The sequence below is a fragment of the Streptomyces sp. NPDC054847 genome, assembly GCF_053610925.1.
The window spans coordinates 1-21,858 of record NZ_JBSGZJ010000006.1 but is presented as its reverse complement, the minus strand read 5'-3'; the positions used below and the strand labels follow the sequence as shown (position 1 = coordinate 21,858).

At 70.4% G+C, this 21,858-nt stretch carries 19 protein-coding genes; 8 read left to right on the top strand and 11 right to left on the bottom strand.

All coding sequences use genetic code 11. The features are described 5' to 3' along the window. The first annotated feature begins 1 nt into the window (after position 1). Together ACWGH4_RS01975 and ACWGH4_RS01970 are read left to right on the top strand one after the other, a co-directional pair. On the top strand, positions 2–1,753 hold the full coding sequence (locus ACWGH4_RS01975; RefSeq protein ID WP_453454473.1) for a GAF domain-containing protein: 1,752 nt from the start codon (positions 2–4) through the stop codon (positions 1,751–1,753). A 579-nt stretch (positions 1,754–2,332) separates the two neighbouring features. After that, on the top strand, positions 2,333–3,379 hold the full coding sequence (locus ACWGH4_RS01970) for a peptidoglycan DD-metalloendopeptidase family protein (protein ID WP_453454472.1): 1,047 nt from the start codon (positions 2,333–2,335) through the stop codon (positions 3,377–3,379). 65 nt (positions 3,380–3,444) lie between these two features. Here the strand turns inward: ACWGH4_RS01970 and ACWGH4_RS01965 are convergent, their stop codons facing one another. Next, positions 3,445–4,308 carry a Cof-type HAD-IIB family hydrolase gene (locus ACWGH4_RS01965; protein ID WP_453454470.1) on the bottom strand — a complete coding sequence of 288 codons (864 nt, stop codon included), beginning with the start codon at positions 4,306–4,308 and terminating at the stop codon, positions 3,445–3,447. Between the two features lie 95 nt (positions 4,309–4,403). Here ACWGH4_RS01965 and ACWGH4_RS01960 point away from each other — a divergent pair, with 95 nt between their 5' ends. Beyond that, a complete protein-coding gene (locus ACWGH4_RS01960; protein WP_453454468.1) occupies positions 4,404–5,303 on the top strand; it encodes an LLM class flavin-dependent oxidoreductase in 900 nt (299 codons plus the stop codon). Positions 5,304–5,326: 23 nt separating this feature from the next. Here the strand turns inward: ACWGH4_RS01960 and ACWGH4_RS01955 are convergent, their stop codons facing one another. The 3 genes from ACWGH4_RS01955 to ACWGH4_RS01945 all read right to left on the bottom strand — a co-directional run bounded on the left by ACWGH4_RS01955 (position 5,327) and on the right by ACWGH4_RS01945 (position 8,802). Then, positions 5,327–5,917, bottom strand: coding sequence for an RNA 2'-phosphotransferase (locus tag ACWGH4_RS01955; protein WP_453454466.1), 591 nt, complete (start codon positions 5,915–5,917; stop codon positions 5,327–5,329). A gap of 128 nt (positions 5,918–6,045) precedes the next feature. Further along, positions 6,046–7,014: a MerR family transcriptional regulator gene (locus tag ACWGH4_RS01950; protein WP_453454464.1), complete on the bottom strand. Its 969-nt coding sequence runs from the start codon at positions 7,012–7,014 to the stop codon at positions 6,046–6,048. 3 nt (positions 7,015–7,017) lie between these two features. Beyond that, positions 7,018–8,802 carry an SDR family oxidoreductase gene (locus ACWGH4_RS01945; protein ID WP_453454463.1) on the bottom strand — a complete coding sequence of 595 codons (1,785 nt, stop codon included), beginning with the start codon at positions 8,800–8,802 and terminating at the stop codon, positions 7,018–7,020. 358 nt (positions 8,803–9,160) lie between these two features. On the opposite strand from ACWGH4_RS01945, the gene ACWGH4_RS01940 reads away from it, so the two are divergent. The 5 genes from ACWGH4_RS01940 to ACWGH4_RS01920 all read left to right on the top strand — a co-directional run bounded on the left by ACWGH4_RS01940 (position 9,161) and on the right by ACWGH4_RS01920 (position 13,687). After that, positions 9,161–10,120, top strand: a complete 960-nt coding sequence (locus tag ACWGH4_RS01940) for an ABC transporter ATP-binding protein (RefSeq protein ID WP_453454503.1) — start codon at positions 9,161–9,163, stop codon at positions 10,118–10,120. Then, complete coding sequence (locus tag ACWGH4_RS01935; protein WP_453454462.1) at positions 10,120–11,028, top strand: ABC transporter permease; 909 nt, start codon at positions 10,120–10,122, stop codon at positions 11,026–11,028. Before ACWGH4_RS01940 ends, ACWGH4_RS01935 begins: the two co-directional genes overlap by 1 nt. A 49-nt stretch (positions 11,029–11,077) precedes the next feature. After that, positions 11,078–11,989 (top strand): ABC transporter ATP-binding protein, encoded by a 912-nt coding sequence (locus ACWGH4_RS01930; RefSeq protein ID WP_453454460.1) that lies wholly within the window; start codon positions 11,078–11,080, stop codon positions 11,987–11,989. A gap of 17 nt (positions 11,990–12,006) precedes the next feature. Next, positions 12,007–12,726 carry an ABC transporter permease gene (locus ACWGH4_RS01925; protein ID WP_159689993.1) on the top strand — a complete coding sequence of 240 codons (720 nt, stop codon included), beginning with the start codon at positions 12,007–12,009 and terminating at the stop codon, positions 12,724–12,726. 268 nt (positions 12,727–12,994) lie between these two features. Then, on the top strand, positions 12,995–13,687 hold the full coding sequence (locus tag ACWGH4_RS01920) for a hypothetical protein (protein ID WP_441263278.1): 693 nt from the start codon (positions 12,995–12,997) through the stop codon (positions 13,685–13,687). 255 nt (positions 13,688–13,942) lie between these two features. On the opposite strand, the gene ACWGH4_RS01915 is transcribed toward ACWGH4_RS01920, so the two are convergent. The 7 genes from ACWGH4_RS01915 to ACWGH4_RS01885 form a co-directional block, all read right to left on the bottom strand. Continuing rightward, positions 13,943–14,755, bottom strand: a complete 813-nt coding sequence (locus tag ACWGH4_RS01915) for an HAD family hydrolase (RefSeq protein WP_453454457.1) — start codon at positions 14,753–14,755, stop codon at positions 13,943–13,945. Beyond that, positions 14,752–16,029, bottom strand: a complete 1,278-nt coding sequence (serS, locus tag ACWGH4_RS01910; RefSeq protein ID WP_453454455.1) for a serine--tRNA ligase — start codon at positions 16,027–16,029, stop codon at positions 14,752–14,754. Before serS ends, ACWGH4_RS01915 begins: the two co-directional genes overlap by 4 nt. 567 nt (positions 16,030–16,596) lie before the next feature. Next, entirely contained in the window at positions 16,597–17,532 is a 936-nt protein-coding gene (gene pheA, locus ACWGH4_RS01905; protein ID WP_441263275.1) for a prephenate dehydratase, read from the bottom strand. A 32-nt stretch (positions 17,533–17,564) separates the two neighbouring features. Continuing rightward, positions 17,565–18,830: an iron uptake transporter deferrochelatase/peroxidase subunit gene (gene efeB / locus ACWGH4_RS01900; RefSeq protein ID WP_453454453.1), complete on the bottom strand. Its 1,266-nt coding sequence runs from the start codon at positions 18,828–18,830 to the stop codon at positions 17,565–17,567. Positions 18,831–18,836: 6 nt separating this feature from the next. Further along, positions 18,837–20,747, bottom strand: coding sequence for a copper resistance protein CopC (locus ACWGH4_RS01895; RefSeq protein WP_453454501.1), 1,911 nt, complete (start codon positions 20,745–20,747; stop codon positions 18,837–18,839). Positions 20,748–20,769: 22 nt separating this feature from the next. Next, positions 20,770–21,261 (bottom strand): copper chaperone PCu(A)C, encoded by a 492-nt coding sequence (locus ACWGH4_RS01890; protein ID WP_453454451.1) that lies wholly within the window; start codon positions 21,259–21,261, stop codon positions 20,770–20,772. After that, positions 21,216–21,858 (bottom strand): SCO family protein (locus ACWGH4_RS01885; RefSeq protein ID WP_453454450.1); only part of this gene is annotated, 643 nt, incomplete at its 5' end. The genes ACWGH4_RS01890 and ACWGH4_RS01885, both read right to left, overlap by 46 nt.

Here is a 21,858-nt window from a genome sequence, read left to right as displayed (position 1 = left end):
CATGACCGCCTCCGAACCGCAGGGCCCATCCGATGCCGCGGCCCGGGAGGCCCCTGTCCGTCCGGTGCTGTCCGCGGAGGTCACCGCCCGGGTGCCGCAGCTCCTGGAGGCCATGCGGTCGGTCGGCACCGGATTGGAACTGCACGGGACGCTCGACCGGATCTGCCGGACCGCCGCCGGACTGGCGGACGCCCGCTACGCGGCGATCGGCGTCTTCGACGCGCAGGGGCAGGACCTCACCGACTTCGTGACGTGCGGCGTGGACGAGGAGGTGGCGCGGCGGATCGGGCACCGGCCCGACGGCCGGCGAGGGCTGCTGGGCGCGCTGGTCCGCGAGCCCGCACCGGTACGGCTCACCGACCTGACGGCCGACCCCAGGGCCACCGGATTTCCCCCCGGCCATCCGCCGATGCGGTCCTTCATCGGGGTACCCATCCGCGTCGAGGACGAGATCTTCGGCAATCTGTACCTGACGGAGAAGGCCGACGGAGGCTCGTTCGACATCGATGACCTCCACATGGTCAGACTGCTCGCCGCCGAGGCGGGGATCGCGATCGGCAACGCCCGGCTGTACGAGGCGGCCCGCCGGCGCGAGCGGTGGATCGACGGGTCGGTGGCCGTCACCACCGCGCTGCTCTCGGGAAGCGACGCGGACGACGCGCTCTCCGTCGTCGCCGAACAGGCGCGCCACCTCGCCGACTCGGCCGCGGGCATTGTGCTGCTGACCACCCAGGACGGCGGTCTCGAGGTCGTCGCCGTCTCCGCGGACCGGCCCGCCGCCTCGCTCGGCGTGGTGATCCCCGCGGACAGCCCCGTCGTGGCCAAGCTCCTCGCGGGCCAGGCCGTGTTCGCCACGGACGCGGCCACCGACCCACGGATGCTCACCAGGGTGGCCCACCGGTACGGACCGAGCATGATGCTGCCGCTGCAGAGCGGCGGACGCGTGCTCGGCGCACTCGCCACACCGCGGGAGGCCGGAGCGCCCCCGTTCACCGAGGCCGAGCGCACGCTCGCCACCCGGTTCGCCTCGCAGGCCGCGCTGGCCCTGATGATGGCGGAGGCCCAGCGGGACCGGGAGCGGCTGGCGGTGCTCGAGGACCGGGACCGGATCGCCCGCGATCTGCACGACCTCGTCGTCCAGCGGCTCTTCGCCACCGGCATGATGCTCGAGAGCGCACAACGCGGGTCCGCCGATCCCGCGGTGCACGACGGAATCGGCAGGGCCGTCGACGAACTCGACGTGACCATCCAGGAGATCCGGACCGCTGTCTTCGCCCTCCAGCAGGGGGCGGCGGAAGCACCGTCGGGCCTGCGCACCCGCGTGATGCGGGAGATCAACATGGCGGCCGTGCCGCTGGGTTTCCAGCCTGGCCACAGCTTCGTCGGACCCGTCGACCGGGCGGTCGGCGAACTGACCGGGAAGAACCTGGTGGCCGCGCTGCGGGAGGCGCTCTCCAACGCCTTCCGCCATGCGCGTGCCTCCCGTATCGAGGTCGTCGTCGACGTGACCGTGTGGTTCCCCGACGGCACCGATGGCGTACGCCTCACGGTGGCCGACGACGGCGTCGGAATGCCGCCCGGCGGCAGGCGCAGCGGACTGCGCAACCTCGCGCGGCGGGCGGAATCCCTCGGCGGATCGAGCCGCTACGGCCCCGGCATCGGCCATGACGGGGCCGGAACCACCGTCACGTGGGAGGCGCCGCTGCGTCCCGCGCCGGCCGGACAGCTCCGGCCACCACCGACCGGCGCCTGACCGGGGCCTGGTCCTGGCCCGGGACGGCCGGGCCCGGGTTCCCGGCCTTGGGTCCACCCGGGTCCGGCCCGGACTTGGAAGTTCGTGTTCCTGCGCGGTCGTGGACCCGCCGGGGCCTGGGCCTGACGCGCTCCGACCAGGCCTGGTCCCGCCTTGTGCCGACCGGAGCCGGACACGGGCCTGAACCTGTGGGGCCGACGCGACGGTCCTGGCCCCGGCCTGGTCCGGCCTTGGACCGACTTGGGTCCGAAACGGGCCTGAACCTGTGGGGCCGACCCGACGAGGGCGGTCCTGGCCCGGGCCTGGTCCCGGCCTTGGACCGACCTGGGTTCGACCGGGCCCGGACCCACCTGGGCCGGGCCGGCGAGGACGGACCGGTCATGCGCCGGGCGTGGAGCGACACGGGACGCCTGTTCGGAGGCTTCGCCGTAGGAGGTCGGGCCGTCCCCGTCCGGCCTGCCCCCACGGGAGGGGCCGCGCCCCGATTGTCGCCCGTGTTGCGGCTGTGACTGGGCCAGCCGGCCGTACGACACCGCTCCGGTCCCCGGCATCCCGCCCTTTCCGGGTGACGATCCGTCAATGAGCTCGAGACACCGCGACCGGTTTCTGATCGTCCCGGTGATGCTGTGCACGCTCCTCGGCACGCCGGCATCCGCAGCCGTGGCGCCCGACGGCCCGGCGCCACCGGTAGGCGCCGAAGTGGCACGGCTGTTCACGGAGGCGGCCAAGGCGACGGAGCAGTACGAACAGGGCAGGCGCGCCGCAGAGCGGCAGCGCGCCACGGCTGATCGGCTCGAGGACAGGGTCACCCGACAACGGGAACGGCTCGGCGTCATCCACGACGCCATCGGCGCCGTCGCCCGGGAGCAGTACCGCACCGGCGGTTCCCTCGCCCACGCCGGCCGTCTCCTGCTCGCCGACGACCCGGATGCGCTGCTGCGCGGCTACCGGATCGCCGCCCGGGCCGAGAAGGCCGTCAGCCGGCTCTTGGACCGTGAGCGGACGGCGGAGCGCGATCTCGTCGCCGCGGAGACGAGCGCCCGTGCCGCGTGGCAGAACCTCGACGCGCGCAACGCGCGGCTGGCAGCCGTCAAGCGCGGCATCGAGACGAAGCTGGAGTCCGCGCAGTGGCAGCTCCAGGCAGAGGCGGACCGCAGCGTGGCGGCGGGCAGGTGTGCAGGGGCCGTGCGCATCGAGCAGCCGGGCAGGGCACCGCGGGGCCCCGACTGGGTGGCACCCGTGGAGAACTACGCGCTGTCCGCCGGTTTCGGCGGCGCCGGCGAACGGTGGGCAAGCCGGCACACGGGCCAGGACTTCGCCGTCGACATCGGCGCTCCGGTGCGCTCGGTCGGTGCCGGACGGGTGGCCTCGGTGTCGTGCGGCGGGGCCTTCGGCATCGAGGTGCTGGTGCAGCATTCCGACGGCTACTACTCGCAGTACGCGCACCTGGCGGGGGTCACTGTCGACCAGGGCCAGCGGGTGGACACCGGCCAGTGGATCGGTCAGGCGGGTACGACGGGAAATTCGACGGGGCCGCACCTGCACTTCGAGGTGCGGCTCACGCCGTATCTGGGGTCCGGTGTGGATCCGGCCGTCTGGCTGCGCGAGCGCGGTGTGATCCTCTGACGGGAGTCGCGCACGACGTCCGCGTCCGCTCGGCACACCCCGGGGGCGGCACGGCAGGGACCGTGTCAGAGCTGCTCCGAGCGCCGGGCAAGGATCTCCTCGATGACCACCGCGACACCGTCGTCGTTGTTGGCGACCGTGCGCCCGGAGGCGGCCGCGATCACGTCGGGATGCGCGTTGCCCATGGCGTAGGAGGTCCCGGCCCAGGTCAGCATCTCCACATCGTTCGGCATGTCACCGAACGCCACCACCTCGTCGGAGGAGATGCCCCGCTGTGCGCAGCACAGCGCCAGGGTGCTGGCCTTGCTCACGCCCGGTCCGCTGACCTCCAGGAGCGCGGTCGGGCTGGAGCGGGTGAACGACGCGACGCCACCCGCTGCCGTACGGGCCAGGGTGAGGAAGCCGTCCGGGAGGAGCTCCGGATGGTGGGCGAGCAGCTTGAGCACGGGGGCGCCCTCGCCCGGCTCCTCCTCGTGGAGCAGCTTCTCCGCGGGGGCGATGGTCGCCCCGGGGTCGAGATGGAAGGGCGGATAGTCGGGCTCGTAGTGGATGCCCGTGGTCAGCTCGACCGCGAAGGACGTGCCGGGGGCGGTCGTGCGCAGCGTCCGCACCACTTCCAGGGCCGCGGCCCGGGGCAGGTCGCGGACCTCCAGCATCTTGCCGCCGGCATGCAGGTCGACCACCGCGGCGCCGTTCGCGCAGATGGCGAGACCGTGGCCGTGGACGTGGGCGCTGACGACGTCCATCCAGCGGGCGGGCCTGCCGGTGACGAAGAAGACCTCGATCCCTGCCTCCTCGGCGGCCGCGAGTGCGGCGATCGTACGGTCGGAGACCGACTTGTCGTCACGCAGCAGCGTGCCGTCGAGGTCGGTGGCGATCAGCCGGGGTGTGGTGGCGGGCAGGCGGCGGGGATCGGTAGCTGAGGTCACCGATCCATTCTCCCGTACCGGGTGCACGGGCGTGCGAGAGGGCGCACATTTGAGTGGACATCGGCAAACCGGTCCGGCCGCGTAGGCTCGGGGGCATGCGTCTGAGCACTGTGATACTCCCCGTCCGCCCCTGGCGGAGCGGTGGCCGTGACGAGTGGCTGCGCGCCGAGCAGCTCGGCTTCCACACCGCGTACACCTACGATCACCTTTCGTGGCGGACCTTCCGTGACGGTCCCTGGTACGGAGCCGTTCCGACGCTGACCGCCGCTGCCGCGGCGACCGAGCGGCTGCGCCTCGGAACGCTGGTCACCTCGCCGAACTTCCGGCATCCGGTGACCCTGGCGAAGGATCTGATCTCGCTGGACGACATCTCGGACGGGCGGATCACCCTGGGGATCGGTGCGGGCGGAACGGGCTTCGACGCCACCGCCCTGGGGCAGGAGGCGTGGACGCCGCGGGAGCGGGCGGACCGCTTCGCCGAGTTCGTGCCGCTGCTCGACCGGCTGCTGACCGAGGGCTCCGTGACGCACGAGGGCGCCTTCTATTCGGCGGTGGAGGCCAGGAACATCCCCGGGTGCGTGCAGCGGCCCCGGCTGCCGTTCGCGATCGCCGCGACCGGTCCGCGCGGGCTGAAGCTCGCGGCACGGTACGGGCAGGCATGGGTGACCACGGGAGACCCGAAGCTGTTCGAGACGGGCACCCCCGAGCAGTCCCTGGAAGCCATCGGCGGCCAGATCGACAAGCTCGCCAAGGCATGTGCCGACACCGGCCGGAACGTGGCGGAGCTGGACAAGATCCTGCTCACCGGCTTCACCCCCGACCGCGGGCGTCCGCTCGAGTCGCTGGACGCGTTCGTGGACTTCGCGGGCAAGCACATCGAGCTCGGGTTCACCGAGATCGTCGTCCACGCCCCGATCCCCGACTCGGACTTCGCCGCCGACCAGGCGGTCTTCGAGCGGATCGCGACGGAGGCGCCGGCCCAGCTGGGCGGCTGACGCGGGCGTGGCCGCCGCTGCCCTCAGGGGCGCCGGGCGTCGGGGAAGCGGATGTACCGGGGCGGTACGGAAGCGGTGAGCCAGACGCCGTTGGCGCTCACCCGGAAGACATGGCCGGCCCGGTGCATCTCTCCCGCGTGGACGGAGAGGACGACGGGGCGGCCGCGCCGGGCGCCCACCCGGGTCGCCGTTTCCCGGTCGGGCGAGAGGTGCACGTCGTGGCGGGCCATGGGCAGCAGGCCGTCCGCGCGGATCGCGTCCAGGTTGCGGGAGACGGTCCCGTGGTACAGGTACTCAGGCGGCTCCGCGGCGGGCAGGTCGAGATCGACGGCGACGGTGTGGCCCTGATTGGCGCGGATCATCGGGCCGTCGATGGTGAAGCGGCGTTTGTCGTTGACGGCGACGACATGTTCGAGCTCGGCACGGGTGAAAGGGAAGCCGTGCTCGGACGCGGCCCGCATCAGCTCGTCGATCTCCACCCAGCCGTTGGCGTCAAGGGTGATGCCGATCCGGTCCGGTTGGTGACGCAGATGCTTCGAGAGGTACTTCGACACCTTGACGGTGCGTCTCTCGTCGGGCGGCTCTGACCCGCTTGTCTCAGATGTGGGGTTCATGTCGCCAGCGTGCCCGTTGGGATGTCGCTGACGCCACTGAGAAAATTTCGGCACCGAGGTTTGATCCACAACCAACTCCACTTATCCACAAGGTAATTGGCGATTCTGTGGACAACGGGCGTGACGCTTCAGTCCATTTGACCAATCTGCCCCTCACTTGGGCGATTTGACACCAATGTGTCCAATGTTCTGTTGTGCAGCTCCCGTTCGGTGGCCGCGTGCACGAAGGCCGCGGCGTCGGCCGCGCCAACCAACCGCCGAACGGCCTGCATCGTGTCGGCCGGGAGGGCGACTGTCGTGTGCTCCTCCACCTTCGGCGGCGCGTCGGACATGAGGTGCTGCCGGAGGTGGCGAGTGGCGAAAGTCCGCATGGCGCGCGCGAGTTCGGCGTCGATCGTCTGCTGGGCGAGAGGGCGCAGCCGCCGCACCAGCGCCGCTGCCTCCGTCGCATCGGCGTCGGTCGGCGGACCGTGCTCCAGGAACCGCGCGAAGACGTGTTCCGTCGTGAACTCCAGGAACCTGGAGGCGATGTGCTCGACCTGTTGCCGAACCTCCTTGAGATGCCCGGATATTGCGGTCAGCGGAACGCCCGCCGCGTGCAACTCGGCAGCGACAGCCAGTTCTTGGGGACTGGGCACGAGGAATTCATCCTCGTTGCCGGGAACCGGTTCCAGTACGCCGAGCGCCACCGCTTCCGCGAGAGCGTTCTCGTCAGGAACCCCGCCGAACCGTCGCTCCAGCTCCGCGCGGGAGATCCGCGCGACTTCCTCGTCGGTCCACGGACCCTGCACCTCGGCCACCAGACCGAGCACTCCACCGAGACCGCGACCGGTGTCCCAGGCGTCGAGAAGCTCCTTGATGGAGGACAGCGTGTAGCCCCGGTCGAGGAGGTCCGAGATCTGGTGCAGGCGGTCGAGGTGCGCGGGGCCGTACACGTTGGAACGGCCCCGGCGCTCCGGCCTGGGCAGCAGCCCGCGGTCCTGGTAGGCGCGGATGGTCCGGACCGTGGCCCCGCTCCGGTGCGCCAGGTCCTCGATCCGGTATTCGGCTGCTGACTGTTCCGGCAAACCCGCTCCCTCAACTACGGCCGACGGCAAGTATCAAAGCCGCGGCCTGATTCTGGCGAACGCGCGCAGCAGCCCCGGCGAGACGCGTGACAGCAGACGAGCGCCACGGGCCTCCGGGGTGACCGGCACGACGGCCTGGTTCCGCACCACCGCGCGCAGGATGGCCTCCGCGACCTTCTCCGGAGGGTAGTTGCGCAGCCCGTACAGCCGAGCAGTCTTCTGCTGCCGCCGCTTCTCCTCCCTCTCGTCCACCCCCGCGAAGCGGGCCGTGGCGGTGATGTTGGTGTTGACGATCCCGGGACAGACCGCGGTGACTCCGATGTCCCGGCCGGCCAGTTCGGCGCGCAGGCACTCACTGAGCATCAGCACCGCCGCCTTCGAGGTGCTGTACGCGGGCAGCGCCCTGGACGGCAGATAGGCGGCGGCGGAGGCGGTGTTGACTATGTGGCCACCCTGGCCGCGCTCGGCCATCTGACCGCCGAAGATCCGGCAACCGTGGATCACTCCCCACAAGTTGACGTCCAGGACCCTCTTCCAGTCGTCGGAGCTCGTGTCAAGGAAGGGGCCGGAGAGCCCGATCCCGGCGTTGTTGACCAGCACATCGACGATGCCGTACTCGGCGGCCACCTTCTCGGCCAACTCCTCCATGGCCTGTTCGTCGCTGACGTCCACCACCTCGGCCCAGGCGTCCGGGGCGCCCCTGAGCAGGCACGTCTCCGCCGTTCCGGCTGCTCCTGCGGCGTCCCGGTCCGCGGCCACGACGCGTGCCCCGGCCGCCGCGAAGGCGAGGGCCGTGGCCCGGCCGATGCCGCTGGCGGCCCCGGTCACCAGGACCAGCCGGCCGGCGAAGTGTTCCGCGTACGGGCCCGCTACCGGCGCCTGCCTCTGCTGCCTGCCGGGCCCACCGGCACCCTCCTCGTGGGCCTCGGCGAAGTCGGCGATCCAGGCGGCGAGTTGATCGGGTCGCGTCCGGGGCACCCAGTGCTTGGCCACGAGCGAACGGCGGGTCAACCGCGGTACCCATTCGTCGAGATCGTCGTACAGCCGCTCGGAGAGGAACGCGTCGCCGGTCGGAGTGATCAGCTGGACCGGGGCGTGGGCGTGGGCGTCGGCGCGTGGACGGCGCAGCCGCGCGCGGACGTTGTCGCGGTAGAGCCAGGCGCCGCGTGCGGCGTCCTGCGGCAGTGACGCCGTCGGGTAGTCGCCCGCGGGCACCTTCTCGACCCGCTGCAGAATCCCCGGCCAGTACTTGCCCAGCGGGCCGCGCCAGGCGAGCTCGGGCAGTACCGGAGTGTGCAGCAGGTACACGTACCAGGACTTGGCACCCTGGCCGAGCAGCTGTCCGACCCTCCTGGGGGTCGGACGGACCGTCCGCCGTTTGATCCAGTGGCCGAAATGGTCCAGGGACGGGCCCGACATGGAGGTGAAGGAAGCGATACGGCCCTCGGTGCGCCCGACCGTGACGAACTCCCACGCCTGGACGGATCCCCAGTCGTGTCCCACCAGGTGCACGGGCCGGTCCGGGCTCACGGTGTCGGCGACCGCCAGGAAGTCGTCCGTCAGCTTCTCCAGGGTGAATCCGCCGCGCAACGGGACCGGGGCGGTGGAGCGGCCGTGTCCACGGACGTCGTACAGCACCACATGGAAGCGTTCGGCGAGGCGGGTCGCGACCTCCGACCAGACCTCCTTGCTGTCGGGATAGCCGTGGACGAGCACCACGGTCGGCCGTGACGTGTCGCCGAGCTCGGCGACGCACAGCTCGATCCCTCCCGTACTGATCCGGCGCTCACGCGCCGTCGGCAGTCCTCGCACGCTCAACGTTCCTCTCGTCGGCACAGTCTCCGCACCCGGGCATCGTCCGGCCGGAAAGGCGCCCCGCCAGGGGTCGGAGCCGTGACGCCTCGCGGTCGACGGACCCACGGATCCCCCTGCCACCGTCCGTCCTCCCGGTGGCACGCGCCGTAACCTGCCACTGATGAATGTGACAATGCCTCGCGGCTGCGTCAAGGGGCGTGCGGCTCCTGTGGAAAACCCCGAGCACCGGCTCCCGGCCCCGAGAAGCGCGTCCACCAAGGTCGGACAGCCCTTACGGGCCTGTACCTCTTGAGTCGGAGACGGATAGAGCCGCGAGGCTGACGTCAGACGTGCCGTACGCCACTACCTTCGAAACGTGACTGTGATCGCGACCGAAAGCCTGAGCAAGCGGTTCCCCAGGGTGACCGCGCTTGACCGGCTCTCCTTGGACATCGGCCCCGGTGTGACCGGCCTGGTGGGCGCCAACGGAGCCGGCAAGTCCACGTTGATCAAGATCCTGCTGGGTCTGTCCCCCGCCACGGAGGGCCGTGCCGCCGTGCTCGGCCTGGACGTCGCCACCGACGGCGCCCGTATCCGCGAGCAGGTGGGCTACATGCCCGAGCACGACTGCCTGCCGCCGGACGTCTCCGCCACGGAGTTCGTCGTCCACATGGCGCGCATGTCCGGCCTCCCCCCGACCGCCGCACGAGAACGCACCGCGGACACACTGCGCCACGTCGGCCTGTACGAGGAGCGGTACCGCCCCATCGGCGGTTACTCGACCGGCATGAAGCAGCGGGTGAAGCTCGCGCAGGCCCTCGTCCACGACCCGAAGCTGGTCCTGCTCGACGAGCCGACCAACGGTCTCGACCCTGTCGGCCGCGACGAGATGCTGGGCCTGATCCGGCGCGTCCACACCGACTTCGGCATCTCGGTCCTGGTCACCTCCCATCTCCTCGGAGAGCTCGAGCGCACCTGCGACCATGTCGTCGTCGTCGACGGCGGCACCCTGCTGCGCTCCAGCTCCACCAAGGAGTTCACGCAGACGACGACCACCCTCGCGGTCGAGGTCACCGACACCGACGCACACCCCGACGGCACGGCAGCGCTCCGTGCGGCCCTCACCACAGCCGGGCTCAAGCTGCACGACCGCACGGAGGACGGGCTGCCCGGCGCCGGCCACATCCTCCTGCTCGAGGCGGCCGGCGAGGAGACGTACGACACCGTGCGCGACGCCGTCGCCGAGCTCGGCCTCGGCCTCGTGCGCATGGAACAGCGACGCCACCACATCGCGGAGGTCTTCCGCCCTGAGGCCGCCAAGGCCATGGAGGTGCAGGCCTGATGAGCACCCAGACCCACGGCGGCCAGGTCCCCGGCACGACGCGGATCCACAACATCGGATACCGCAACTACGACGGCCCCCGCCTCGGCCGCGCCTACGCGCGCCGCTCCCTCTACTCGCAGTCGCTGCGCGGCGCCTTCGGTCTCGGCCGCTCGGCCAAGTCCAAGGTGCTGCCGATGATCCTGCTCGGCATCATGTGCATGGTCGCGGCGATCATCGTGGCGGTGGCCGTCGCCACCCCCAACATGTCCGACCTGCCGCTGAAGTACACGCGGTACGCGATCATCATGCAGGCGCTGATCGCGCTGTTCCTGGCCTCGCAGGCACCGCAGTCCGTCTCCCGCGATCTGCGTTTCAAGTCCGTACCGCTGTACTTCTCACGGCCGATCGAGCGCGTCGACTACGTCCTCGCCAAGTACGCCGCCATGGCCTCCGCCGTCTTCGTGCTCACCGCCGCACCGCTGGTGATCCTCTATGCGGGAGCGCTGCTGGCGGAGTTCGACTTCGCCGACCAGACGAAGGGCTTCGCGCAGGGACTGGTCTCCGTGGCTGTGCTCTCCGTCCTCTTCGGCGGGATCGGGCTCGTGCTCGCCGCGTTCACCCCCCGCCGCGGCTTCGGCGTCGCCGCCGTGATCGCGACGCTCACGATCACCTACGGCGCGGTCTCCACCGTTCAGGCCATCGCCTGGGAGACGGGCTCCGCCGGTGTGATCCAGTGGCTGGGCCTGTTCTCACCGGTCACGCTCATCGACGGGCTGCAGACCGCCTTCCTCGGCGCGACCTCCGCCTTCCCCGGCGGCGAGGGACCCGGCGCCGGCGTCGGAGTCGTCTACCTGCTCGTCGTCCTCGCGCTCATCGCCGGTTCGTACGGCGTCCTCATGCGCCGCTACCGAAAGGTCGGGCTGTGAGCTCGGAACCGTCGCCCGCCACCACCCTTCCTAGGAATGCGCTGCGCCCATGAGCACTCTTCGCATCGACAACACATCGCGGTGGTTCGGCAACGTCGTCGCCGTCAACGACGTGACGATGACCATCGGCCCCGGTGTCACCGGCCTCCTCGGCCCCAACGGCGCGGGAAAGTCCACCCTCATCAACATGATGGGCGGCTTCCTCGCCCCCTCGAACGGCACCGTCACCCTCGACGGGACGCAGATCTGGCGGAACGAGTCCGTGTACCGGCAGATCGGGGTCGTCCCGGAGCGGGAGGCGATGTACGACTTCCTCACCGGCCGTGAGTTCGTGGTCGCCAACGCCGAACTGCACGGCCTGGGCGCGAAGGAGGCCCAAAGGGCGCTCGCCACGGTCGAGATGGAGTACGCGCAGGACCGCAAGGTCTCCACGTACAGCAAGGGCATGCGTCAGCGGGTGAAGATGGCTTCCGCCCTGGTGCACGACCCGTCGGTACTGCTGCTCGATGAACCGTTCAACGGCATGGACCCGCGCCAGCGGATGCAGCTGATGGATCTGCTGCGGCGGATGGGCGCCGAGGGCCGCACCGTTCTGTTCTCCTCGCACATCCTGGAGGAGGTGGAGCAACTCGCCTCGCACATCGAGGTGATCGTCGCCGGACGCCACGCGGCCAGCGGTGACTTCCGCCGTATCCGCCGGCTGATGACGGACCGGCCGCACCGCTACCTGGTGCGCTCCAGCGACGACCGGGCGCTCGCGGCCGCCCTGATCGCCGACCCGTCGACCGCCGGGATCGAGGTCGACCTGGCAGAGGGCGCGCTGCGCATCCAGGCGGTCGACTTCGGCCGGTTCACCGAGCTCCTTCCGAAGGTCGCCCGCGAGCACTCCATCCGGCTGCTGACGGTCTCGCCCTCCGACGAGTCCCTCGAGTCGGTCTTCTCCTACCTCGTAGCGGCCTGAAAGGAGCTGTGACGGACATGTACAACCCCACAGTCGCCCGGCTCACCTATCGGGCCGTCCTCGGCAGGCGCCGAGCCGCGATCCTGTTCGTGCTCCCCGGACTGCTGCTGCTCATCGCGGCCGCCGTACGAGGCTTCAACGGGGCGGACGACCAGGTCGCCGCAGACGTCCTCGGCGGGTTCGCCATCGCCACGATGGTGCCGCTGATCGGTGTCATCGCCGGTACGGGGTCGATCGGCCCCGAGATCGACGACGGCTCGATCGTCTACCTGCTCGCCAAGCCGGTGAAGCGGCCGACGATCATCTTCACCAAACTCATCGTCGCGATCGCCGTGACGATGGCCTTCTCCGCGGTGCCCACGTTCATCGCAGGCTTCATCCTGAACGGCAACGGCCAGCAGGTGGCCATCGCCTACACCGTGGCGGCCCTGGTGGCGTCGATCGCGTACAGCGCGCTCTTCCTGCTGCTGGGAACGGTGAGCCGGCACGCGGTGGTCATCGGACTCGTCTACGCCCTGGTGTGGGAGACCCTCTTCGGCAGCCTGGTGCCCGGCGCCCGGACGCTGAGCGTCCAGCAGTGGTCGCTGGCGCTCGCCGAGAAGATCGGCGGCGAAGGACTGATCGGCTCCGACGTGGGCCTGCCCGCGGCGGTGGCGCTGCTGGCGGGCGTCACGGTGGCCGCGACCTGGTACGCGGGCCAGAAGCTGCGGGTGCTCAAGCTCGCCGGCGAGGAGTGACCGCGATCGATCCCGGCCCCGGCCCCTGCCCTTCCGGCGGGGGCCGAGGCATATCGCGTAACTGTACGGTTATCGGCTCGTTGTCCACCGTGCGTGGAGGCAACTGGAGTTCGTGACGTCGAGGGTTCGTGAAGTCGGGGATTGCCGGTGCCGAGGCGACGTTCTCGCCCGGGCCGGTCATTGAGTGGGATGCACCGTGAGCCGACCTCCGCTCCTGGGCCCGGGGAGAGGGCCGTCCCTGACGGTTTCACGAACGGAAGGCATACCCATGCCGACGGAAGTTGCTCTGCTCGAGTCGCGCGCGATGCGCGTCGAGCACGCGGGGCGGATCGAGGCGCTGGACAAGGTGAAGGCTCTCGGCCTGCTGCCCGACAGCATTCATGTATCCACAGAGGGCGTCGCGCGCTACTTCGAAGTATCCACAGAGGTCATCAGGCAGGTGACGTCACGGCATCGCGAGGAGCTCACAGAGAACGGAATGCAGGTGCTGCGCGGCTCTGACCTGCGGGAATATCAGAGTGACAAGATGTCACTCTCATCCGAGGGCGGAGCGAAAAGTTATCCACAGCGCCGCTCCAGCCTCACCCTCTTCACCCGCCGGACGGTGCTCAACGTCGCGATGCTGCTGCGTGACAGTGACATCGCGCGCCGCGTCCGCACCCACCTCCTCGACGCCGAGGAGTCCCTGCGTGAGGGCTACGCCTCGCTCGACCGGCGGGTCACCGCGGTCGAGCAGTGCCTGGCCGGAGTCGGCACGGCCCTGCAGGAACTGGGTCCGGTGCTCCACCGGATGTCCGAGCGGCTCGACCGGCTCGACCACCGCCTCGACGCCACCAATCGGGTCGTCGCCGCGATGAGCAACCGGCTGTGCGAGCTGTCCGACGACATGGCCCGGATGGACGCCAGGATGGACGACTTCGCCCGTCAGCTGCGGGATCTTCGTCGTCGCCGGCACCGCTGATTAATCGGTGGCGCCGGACCGGCCGGCCCGGCACAGTTGTGGGGCCGGGACAGCACATCTGTGCGACCGGCGCCACCGACCGGGAGAGGAGCGCGGCGATGACCGAGGGTTCGAGCCCGAGTCCGTCGTGCTCCCGTCGAGGCGGCACCCGGCAGGCGGCGGAGTAGTCATCACACTCCGCACGGCCGCCGGGCGGCCGCCCAGGGGGCGGCCGCTTCGAGCGCGCATCCGCGCGGGCCGCCCCCTCCCGGACACTCAGCCGGCGAGCAGATGCTCCAGCACCACCGCGATGCCGTCGTTGTCGTTCGACGCGGTGATCTCGTGGGCCACGGCCTTCAGTTCGTCGTGCGCGTTCGCCATCGCCACACCGTGCGCCGCCCAGCCGAACATCGGGATGTCGTTCGGCATGTCACCGAAGGCGATGGTGTCCGCCGCCCGCAGTCCCAGCCGCCGGGCGGCCAGCGACAGGCCGGTGGCCTTGCTCAGCCCCAGCGGCAGGATCTCCACGACACCCGCGCCGGCCATGACCACGTCCACCAGATTCCCGACCGTCGCCCTGGCTGCCTTCGCCAGTTCGTCGTCGCCGAGCGTCGGGTGCTGTATGTAGACCTTGTTCAGCGGTGCTGCCCACAGGTCGGCGGGGTCGTGCATGGGCACGTAGGGCAGGGGGCCCTCCAGCACCCGGTAACCGGAGCCGACCAGCACGTCGCCCTCGAGTCCGTCGCGGCTCGCGGCGAGCAGCAGCGGCCCCACCTCGGCCTCGATCTTGGACAGGGCGAGCCCGGCCAGCTGCCGGTCGAGCGTCACGGAGGTCAGCAGCCGGTGTTCGCCGGCGTGGTAGACCTGCGCCCCCTGCCCGCAGACCGCCAGACCGTCGTACCCGAGGTCGTCGAGGATGTGCCGGGTCCACGGCACCGCCCGACCGGTGACGATGATGTGCGCGGCGCCCGCCTCTGTGACCGCGGCGAGCGCGTCGCGCGTGCGCTGCGAGACCGTGTCGTCGCTACGCAGCAGCGTTCCGTCGAGATCGGTGGCGACGAGCTTGTACGGGAAGGGGGCGGGGCTCACTTGGAGATCGGCTCCAGCAGTTCGCGTCCACCGAGATACGGGCGCAGCACCTCGGGAACGTGCACGGAACCGTCGGCCAGCTGGTGGTTCTCGAGGATCGCCACGATGGTGCGCGGCACGGCGCACAGCGTTCCGTTCAGCGTCGCCAGCGGCTGCACCTTCTTGCCTTCGCGCATACGCACGGAGAGGCGGCGCGCCTGGAAGCCGTCGCAGTTCGAGGCGGAGGTCAGCTCGCGGTACTTGCCCTGAGTCGGGATCCACGCCTCGCAGTCGAACTTGCGCGACGCGGACGCGCCCAGGTCACCGGTCGCCACGTCGATCACCTGGAACGGCAGCTCCAGGGCGGTCAGCCACTGCTTCTCCCAGTCCAGCAGGCGCTTGTGCTCGGCCTCGGCGTCCTCCGGCGCGACGTACGAGAACATCTCGACCTTGTCGAACTGGTGGACGCGGAAGATGCCGCGGGTGTCCTTGCCGTAGGTGCCGGCCTCCCGGCGGAAGCAGGGCGAGAAGCCCGCGTACCGCAGCGGCAGCTTGTCGGCGTCGAGGATCTCGTCCATGTGGTACGCGGCGAGCGGTACTTCGGACGTGCCGACCAGGTAGTAGTCGTCCTTCTCCAGGTGGTACACGTTCTCCGAGGCCTGGCCGAGGAACCCGGTGCCCTCCATGGCGCGCGGGCGGACCAGCGCGGGCGTGAGCATCGGGATGAAGCCGGCCTCCGTGGCCTGCGCGATCGCCGCGTTGACGAGGGCGAGCTCGAGAAGCGCGCCGACACCGGTGAGGTAGTAGAAGCGCGAGCCGGACACCTTGGCACCGCGCTCGACGTCGATGGCGCCGAGCGCCTCGCCGAGCTCCAGGTGGTCCTTGGGGGTGAAGCCCTCCGCGCCGAAGTCGCGGATGGTGCCGTGCGTCTCGAGGACGACGAAGTCCTCCTCGCCGCCGACCGGGACGTCCTCGTGGACGAGGTTGCCGAGCTGGAGCAGCAGGCGGCGGGTCTCTTCCTCGGCGTCGTTCTGCTCGGCCTCTGCGGCCTTGACGTCGCTCTTGAGCTGCTCGGCCTTCTTGAGCAGTTCGGCACGCTCGTCCGGGGTGGCCTTGGAGATCAGCTTGCCGAGCGACTTCTGCTCGGAGCGCAGCTCGTCGAAGCGGAGGCCCGAGGACCTTCGCCGCTCGTCGGCGGAGAGCAGGGCATCGACGAGGCCGACGTCCTCTCCACGGGCGCGCTGGGAGGCGCGGACACGGTCAGGGTCCTCACGGAGCAGGCGAAGGTCAATCACCCCACCAGGCTACCGGTGTCGACTCGCCCCACCCCACCCGATATCTAGGTGCGTGTCGCTTTGCCCGGATTGTGAGCAGTTGCCAGAATCAATAAAGGTGCGGCGAAAACAAATCCGGCAGCGTCAAACAATCGAGGCTCTTTCGCCGAAAGGGTGCGTGGGGGTGCTTCCCGCTTTGCCCCCGCGCTCCCGGCGGCCGCTCCTGGAGGGGTTTGTCCACAGGGATGCACCGGCCCGTAAAGTTATCCACAGCCTGTGTGCATGATCTGTGGATTACGAAAGTGATCATTCCGGCGGTCGTCCACGGGGCCGGGAATTCCCATCTCAAACCGGCCTCACGCACTCATTCGGGTGGGAATTCCTCGCCCCAAAGAGTTGATCAATGGAATTTGGGTGACAGGGGCCGACCTGGTGCTCTGTGGACGGAAGTGGGCGGGTCGGCCGATTTGTCGACCCTGTGACGTTCTGTTGTCGACTTGTCCCCAGGTCGAGAAGCGTGCCTGTGGACAAGTTCTGTGGACAACGAAAATCTGCAGGTAGGACCAGCCGCTTCACGGGCAGGACGCTTCAGGCGCGGCCGTCCTGGCAGCGCGCCAGCCAGTCCGACGCGGCCGTGAACTCCACGTCCGATGTACCGGCACGCAGCGGTCGCACGTCGTCCGCCGTCACACCGGCTCTCGGATAGGAACCGAGGAAGCGCACCTTGGGACAGATCCGCTTCAGCCCCATCAAGGCCTCGCCCACCCGCCGGTCCGCGATATGGCCTTCCGCGTCGACCGCGAAGCAGTAGTTGCCGATGCCGGCGCCCGTCGGCCGCGACTGGATCAGCATCAGGTTGACCCCGCGCACGGCGAACTCCTGGAGCAGTTCCAGCAGCGCACCGGGGTGGTCGTCGCCCAGCCAGATGACGACGGACGTCTTGTCGGCACCCGTCGGCGCCGAGGGCCTCGCCGGCCGCCCCACGAGGACGAAGCGCGTCTCCGCGTTCTCCGCGTCGTGGATCTCGCTGACCAAGGGCTCGAGCCCGTACGTGGCCGCCGCGAACTCGCCGGCGAAGGCGGCGTCGTAGCGGCCTTCCTGCACCAGTCGGGCGCCGTCGGCGTTCGAGGCGGCCGACTCCCACAGCGCGTCGGGGAGGTTGTTGCGCAGCCAGTTCCGCACCTGCGGCTGCGCGACCGGGTGGCCGGTCACCGTCTTCACCTCGGAGAGCTTCGTCCCCGGCCGCACCAGCAGCGCGAAGGCGATGGGCAGCAGCACCTCGCGGTAGATCATCAGCGGCTCGCCCGAGGCCAGCTCGTCGAGCGTGGCGGTGACGCCGCCCTCCACGGAGTTCTCGATCGGTACGAGAGCGGCCGCCGCCTCCCCGGCCCGTACGGCGTCGAGCGCGGCGGGGACGGAGACCATCGGGACGAGTTCCCTGGTCGCGGCTTCCGGGAGAGTACGCAGGGCGGCTTCGGTGAAGGTGCCCTCGGGACCGAGATATGTGAAGCGCGTGGCCGACATACCGTCACCCTAATGGGCCGCGGAACCGCGCCTCACGTCTCCAGCAACCGCTGCCCCACGTACTCGCCCCTCTTCGGCGCCGCCGGCACGGCGAACAGTCCGCTCGCCTCGTGCCGGATGAACGCCGAGAGGGCATCGCCCCGGTCCAGCTTGCGCTGCACCGGCACGAAGCCGCGCAGCGGGTCGGCCTGCCAGCAGATGAAGAGCAGCCCGGCGTCGGGGGTCCCGTCCGGGCCGATCCCGTCGTGGAAGGAGAAGGGCCGGCGCAGCATCGCGGCGCCGCCGTTCTGCTCCGGCGCGGAGATACGGGCGTGCGCGTTCTCCGGCACGACCAGCTTTCCGTCGGGCCCTGTCTCGTCGAGGGCGAGTTCCGTGGTCTCCGTGCCGCCGGTCAGCGGGGCGCCGTCCGACTTCCGCCGTCCGATGACCCGCTCCTGCTGGCGGAGCGAGAGCTTCTCCCAGTCGTCGAGCAGCATCCGGATGCGGCGCACCACGGCGTACGACCCGCCGTCCAGCCACGGATGGTCGCTGCCGGACGGTACGAAGAGCCGCTGCTCGAAGTCGGGTTCCGACGGCTTGGGGTTTCCGGTGCCGTCGACCTGTCCCATCAGATTGCGGGCGGTCATCGGCTGCGCGGTCGCGCCGGGCGAACGGTTGAAGCCGTTCATCTGCCAGCGCACCCGGGCCGCCGCACCCGACGCCTTCTGGATCGCGCGCAACGCGTGGAAGGCGACGAGAGCGTCGTTGGCCCCGATCTGCACCCAGAGATCGCCGTTGGAACGTCCCGCGTCCAACTGGTCCGAGGAGAACGCCGGCAGCGGGTCGAGACCCGGCGGCCGCTGCCCCACCAGGGACGTTCGGTCGAAGAAGGAGCGGCCGAACCCGAAGGTGACGGTCAGCGAGGACGGTCCCGCGTCCAGCGCGACGCCCGTGTCACCGTCGCCGGCGGGCCGGCCGGCCATCAGTTCGGCGGCCAGGGCCGACCAGCGCCGCATCAGCGCCGCGGCCTCCTTGCGCCCGGCACCGGGCGCAAGGTCGAAGGCGACCAGATGACCGTGCGCCTGCTGTGGTTCGGTGATGCCCGCCTGGTGCGGGCGGTCGTGGAAGGCGATGCCCGTGGACCCGACCGTGGCGAGCGCCGTGGGGCTCTCCTCGGCCACGGCGTACGCCGCGGCGCCGCCCGCCGCGCCCAGCACGAGACCGGTCGCACCGACGGCGCCCGCCGTGCCGAGCAGTCGTCGTCTGGAGATGCCGTCGTGGCCGGAGGAGGCGCCGCTCGCGGGAGTCAGGGGTGTCACGGTGGTTCAGCCGATCTTGATGTTCTTGTCGATGGTCGTCTGGTCGATGTCCGAGGTCCGCACGGTCACCTTGACCTGCCAGTCGCCCGGCATCGGGATCTGGACGGCGCTCGCGGTCCAGTGTCCCGCGGTGATGCGGTCCGGGGTGATGGGCAGCGGGCCGATCTCCTTGGACTTCAGGGTGAAGGAGATCTTCACCTCCGGGGCGTCCAGGGCCTTGCCGTCCGGCGACTCGATCCACACGTGCATGTCGTTGGCGCCGGAGAGCGCCGGGTCCAGGCTGAGGCGCACCGTTCCCTTGCCGCTGGGGCCGCCCGTGTCGAACGGCATCCTGACCTCTGTCGGCCCCGCCGGCGCGGCGGGCGCGGCCTGTGCGGCGCCGGCCTTGGCGGTCTCCTCCGTACGGCCCGGCTCGGTGGAGGTGAGCACGGTCGTCACAGCGAGCAAGACCACCGCGACGCCTGTTTCCGCCAGCACGGAACGGCGCAGTCCGGAACGCTCGTGGTCGGCGTCCCGGTTCCGCTTGCGCTCGGCCGTCGCCACGGCGGCCCTCTGCCGGGCGAGCTGGGCCTCACGCGCGGGATCGGCGGACGCGCCCGCGTCCTCGTCCTTCTCCGCTGTCTCTTCGGCCTCCGCGATCCCGGACACCTGCTCGGCCTCCGCGACGTCGGCGAGCTGCGCCGTCCAGCGCCGGGAGATCCACGCGACGCCGACCATGACGGCGACGAGTCCCACCTTGAGCAGCAGCAGTTGCCCGTACGTCGTCCCGGTCAGCGCCGACCACGAGCCGACCTGCCGCCACGACTGGTACAGCCCGGTCGCGGCCAGCACCACGACGCTGGTGAAGGCGACGGTGGAGAACCGCCGGACCGCGCGGCGTTCCACCGCCGCCGACCGGTAGAGAGCGGTCAGCAGCGTGGCGAGGCCGCCGAGCCAGACGGCGACGGCCAGCAGGTGCAGCACGTCGACGGGCATCGCGACGGCCGACTGGATCCCGGTCGACGCGTGCTCGGACAGCGCCCAGGTCGCGGCGATGCCGGCCGCGACGACCGTGCCGCCGATGGCGAGCCCGAAGCTCAGGTCCTTCTTCTCGGCCCCGTCCTCGCGCTTCGCGAACGCGCCGAAGAGGACGGCCACGAACAGTGCGGCCGCCCCGAGGAGCAGCAGCCGTGAGACGAGAGCCGCCCCGGTCTTGGTCTCGAGAACCGCGGGCAGCGCCCCGAGATCGAGGACGTCGCCAAGGCTGCCGGAGGCGGTGTAAGGCCCTCGCAGCAGCAGCATGGCGAGGGTGGACGCCGTCATGGCCACCCAGCCGTGCACGACCAGGCGCTGCACCGGCCGTACCGCCGCACCGCGCTGCCAGCACAGCAGCACGAAGGCCGCACCGCCGGCGAGCAGGACGAAACCGGCGTACGCGACGTAGCGTGCGACGCCGTACAGGAAGCCGACGATCCCGCCTCCGGCCTGCTCGTCGGGCAACGCGACCGTGGTGCTGGAAGGAGCGCCGATGGAGAAGGTGAAGGCCCCGGAGACCGGATGGCTGTCGGCGGAGACGGCCTTCCAGGCGACGGTGTACGTGCCGTCGGGCAGGCCGGCGTGGAGATCGACACCGTAGGCGACGGTGCCCCCGGTGCCGAGATCGCGGACCTTGGCGGTGTCGGCGCGCTTGCCGCTCGGCTCCAGGACCCGGATCGAGTCGTCGCCCATGGCGATCTGTTCGGAGAAGGTCAGGGTGACCTCCTTCGGCGCGGTGGCCACCACCGCCCCGTCCTTCGGGTTGCTCCCGGTCAGCGCGGCGTGGGCCGCCGCTGGGCTCGCGCCGGCCAGCAGCGCGCCGAGAACCGTGCCCACCAGCACGGTCACGGCGAGCAGCACCCGGACCGGGAACCGTCCGAAGCGCGGGGCGGTGGCTGTCATCATCTGATCAGTCCCTCGATGCTCAGTGCTTCTGCGGGTTGTGGGTGGTCTCCTTCACGGGGAGCTCGACCTTGATCGGGTCCGACTTCTCGAAGTGCAGCTCGACGGAGACCTTCTCGCCCTGCTTCGGCTGCTGCTTGAGGGCCATGAACATGATGTGGTTGCCACCACGTTCGAGGTCGAGCTCGCCGCCGGCCGGGATGTCGAAGGACTTCACCTCCCGCATCTTCTGGTTCTTCGTCTCGTGGATCGTGACGTCGTCGGAGATGGTGCTGGTGACCGAGGTGAGCGTGTCCGCGCTGCCGCCGTCGTTCTCGACGGTCAGGAATCCGGCGGCCATGTCGCCGACGGGCTGCGGCACGAAGCCGCCACTGACCTTCAACTCGGGCCCGCTGTCGGACGAGCAGCCCGCGAGGGCCAGGCCCACGCCCAGCCCGACGGCGGCGACGGCGGTACGGACGCGTCGGGTCACGGCTTCTCGCCCTTGATCAGCTTCGGCAGGTCCGCCGCCCATTCGTCCGCCGTGGTGTCCTCGCCGTACAGCACGTAGCCCTGGTCCGTCTTCGGGGAGAAGGCGACGACCTGGGCGCCGTGCATGGACACGACGGTGCCGTTCTTCTCCTTCTTCGGGGCGTCGATGCCGATGCCGATCTGACGCGCTCCCGCCTGGATGGTCGGGAAGTCGCCGGTCAGTCCGATGAAGGACGGGTCACCCGCGCTGGGCAGCCATTTGGCGAGCTCGGCCGCGGTGTCCCGCTCCGGGTCGGTGGTGACGAAGACGACCTGGAGCTTTTCCTGGTCGGCCTCGGGCAGCTGCTTCTTGGCGATGGAGAGGTTGCTCATCGTCAGGGGGCAGACGTCGGGGCAGTGCGTGTAGCCGAAGTAGATCAGCGTCGGCCGACCCTTGGTCCGCTCGCGCAGGTCGAACTTCTTGCCGCTGGTGTCGGTCAGCACGAGATCGGGCTTGGTGTACGGCTGCGTGAGCACCGTCGCGGCCTTCGTCTTCGCTTCCGCGGAGACCTGACTGACGGGGCTGTCGTCACCGGAGTCGTTCTGGGTGACGGCGACGCCCGCCGCCACGGCGAACGCGACCGTGACGGCGAGCGCCGCG

Coding starts and splice junctions, on each gene's coding strand:
- ACWGH4_RS01970 (WP_453454472.1), top strand. CDS start 2,333: ATGAGCTCGAGACACCGCGACCGGTTTCTGATCGTCCCGGTGATGCTG.
- ACWGH4_RS01975 (WP_453454473.1), top strand. CDS start 2: ATGACCGCCTCCGAACCGCAGGGCCCATCCGATGCCGCGGCCCGGGAG.
- pheA (WP_441263275.1), bottom strand. CDS start 17,532: ATGTCGGCCACGCGCTTCACATATCTCGGTCCCGAGGGCACCTTCACC.
- ACWGH4_RS01930 (WP_453454460.1), top strand. CDS start 11,078: ATGAGCACTCTTCGCATCGACAACACATCGCGGTGGTTCGGCAACGTC.
- ACWGH4_RS01920 (WP_441263278.1), top strand. CDS start 12,995: ATGCCGACGGAAGTTGCTCTGCTCGAGTCGCGCGCGATGCGCGTCGAG.
- ACWGH4_RS01955 (WP_453454466.1), bottom strand. CDS start 5,917: ATGAACCCCACATCTGAGACAAGCGGGTCAGAGCCGCCCGACGAGAGA.
- ACWGH4_RS01935 (WP_453454462.1), top strand. CDS start 10,120: ATGAGCACCCAGACCCACGGCGGCCAGGTCCCCGGCACGACGCGGATC.
- ACWGH4_RS01960 (WP_453454468.1), top strand. CDS start 4,404: ATGCGTCTGAGCACTGTGATACTCCCCGTCCGCCCCTGGCGGAGCGGT.
- ACWGH4_RS01895 (WP_453454501.1), bottom strand. CDS start 20,747: ATGACAGCCACCGCCCCGCGCTTCGGACGGTTCCCGGTCCGGGTGCTG.
- ACWGH4_RS01890 (WP_453454451.1), bottom strand. CDS start 21,261: ATGGGCGGCGGACCTGCCGAAGCTGATCAAGGGCGAGAAGCCGTGACC.
- ACWGH4_RS01925 (WP_159689993.1), top strand. CDS start 12,007: ATGTACAACCCCACAGTCGCCCGGCTCACCTATCGGGCCGTCCTCGGC.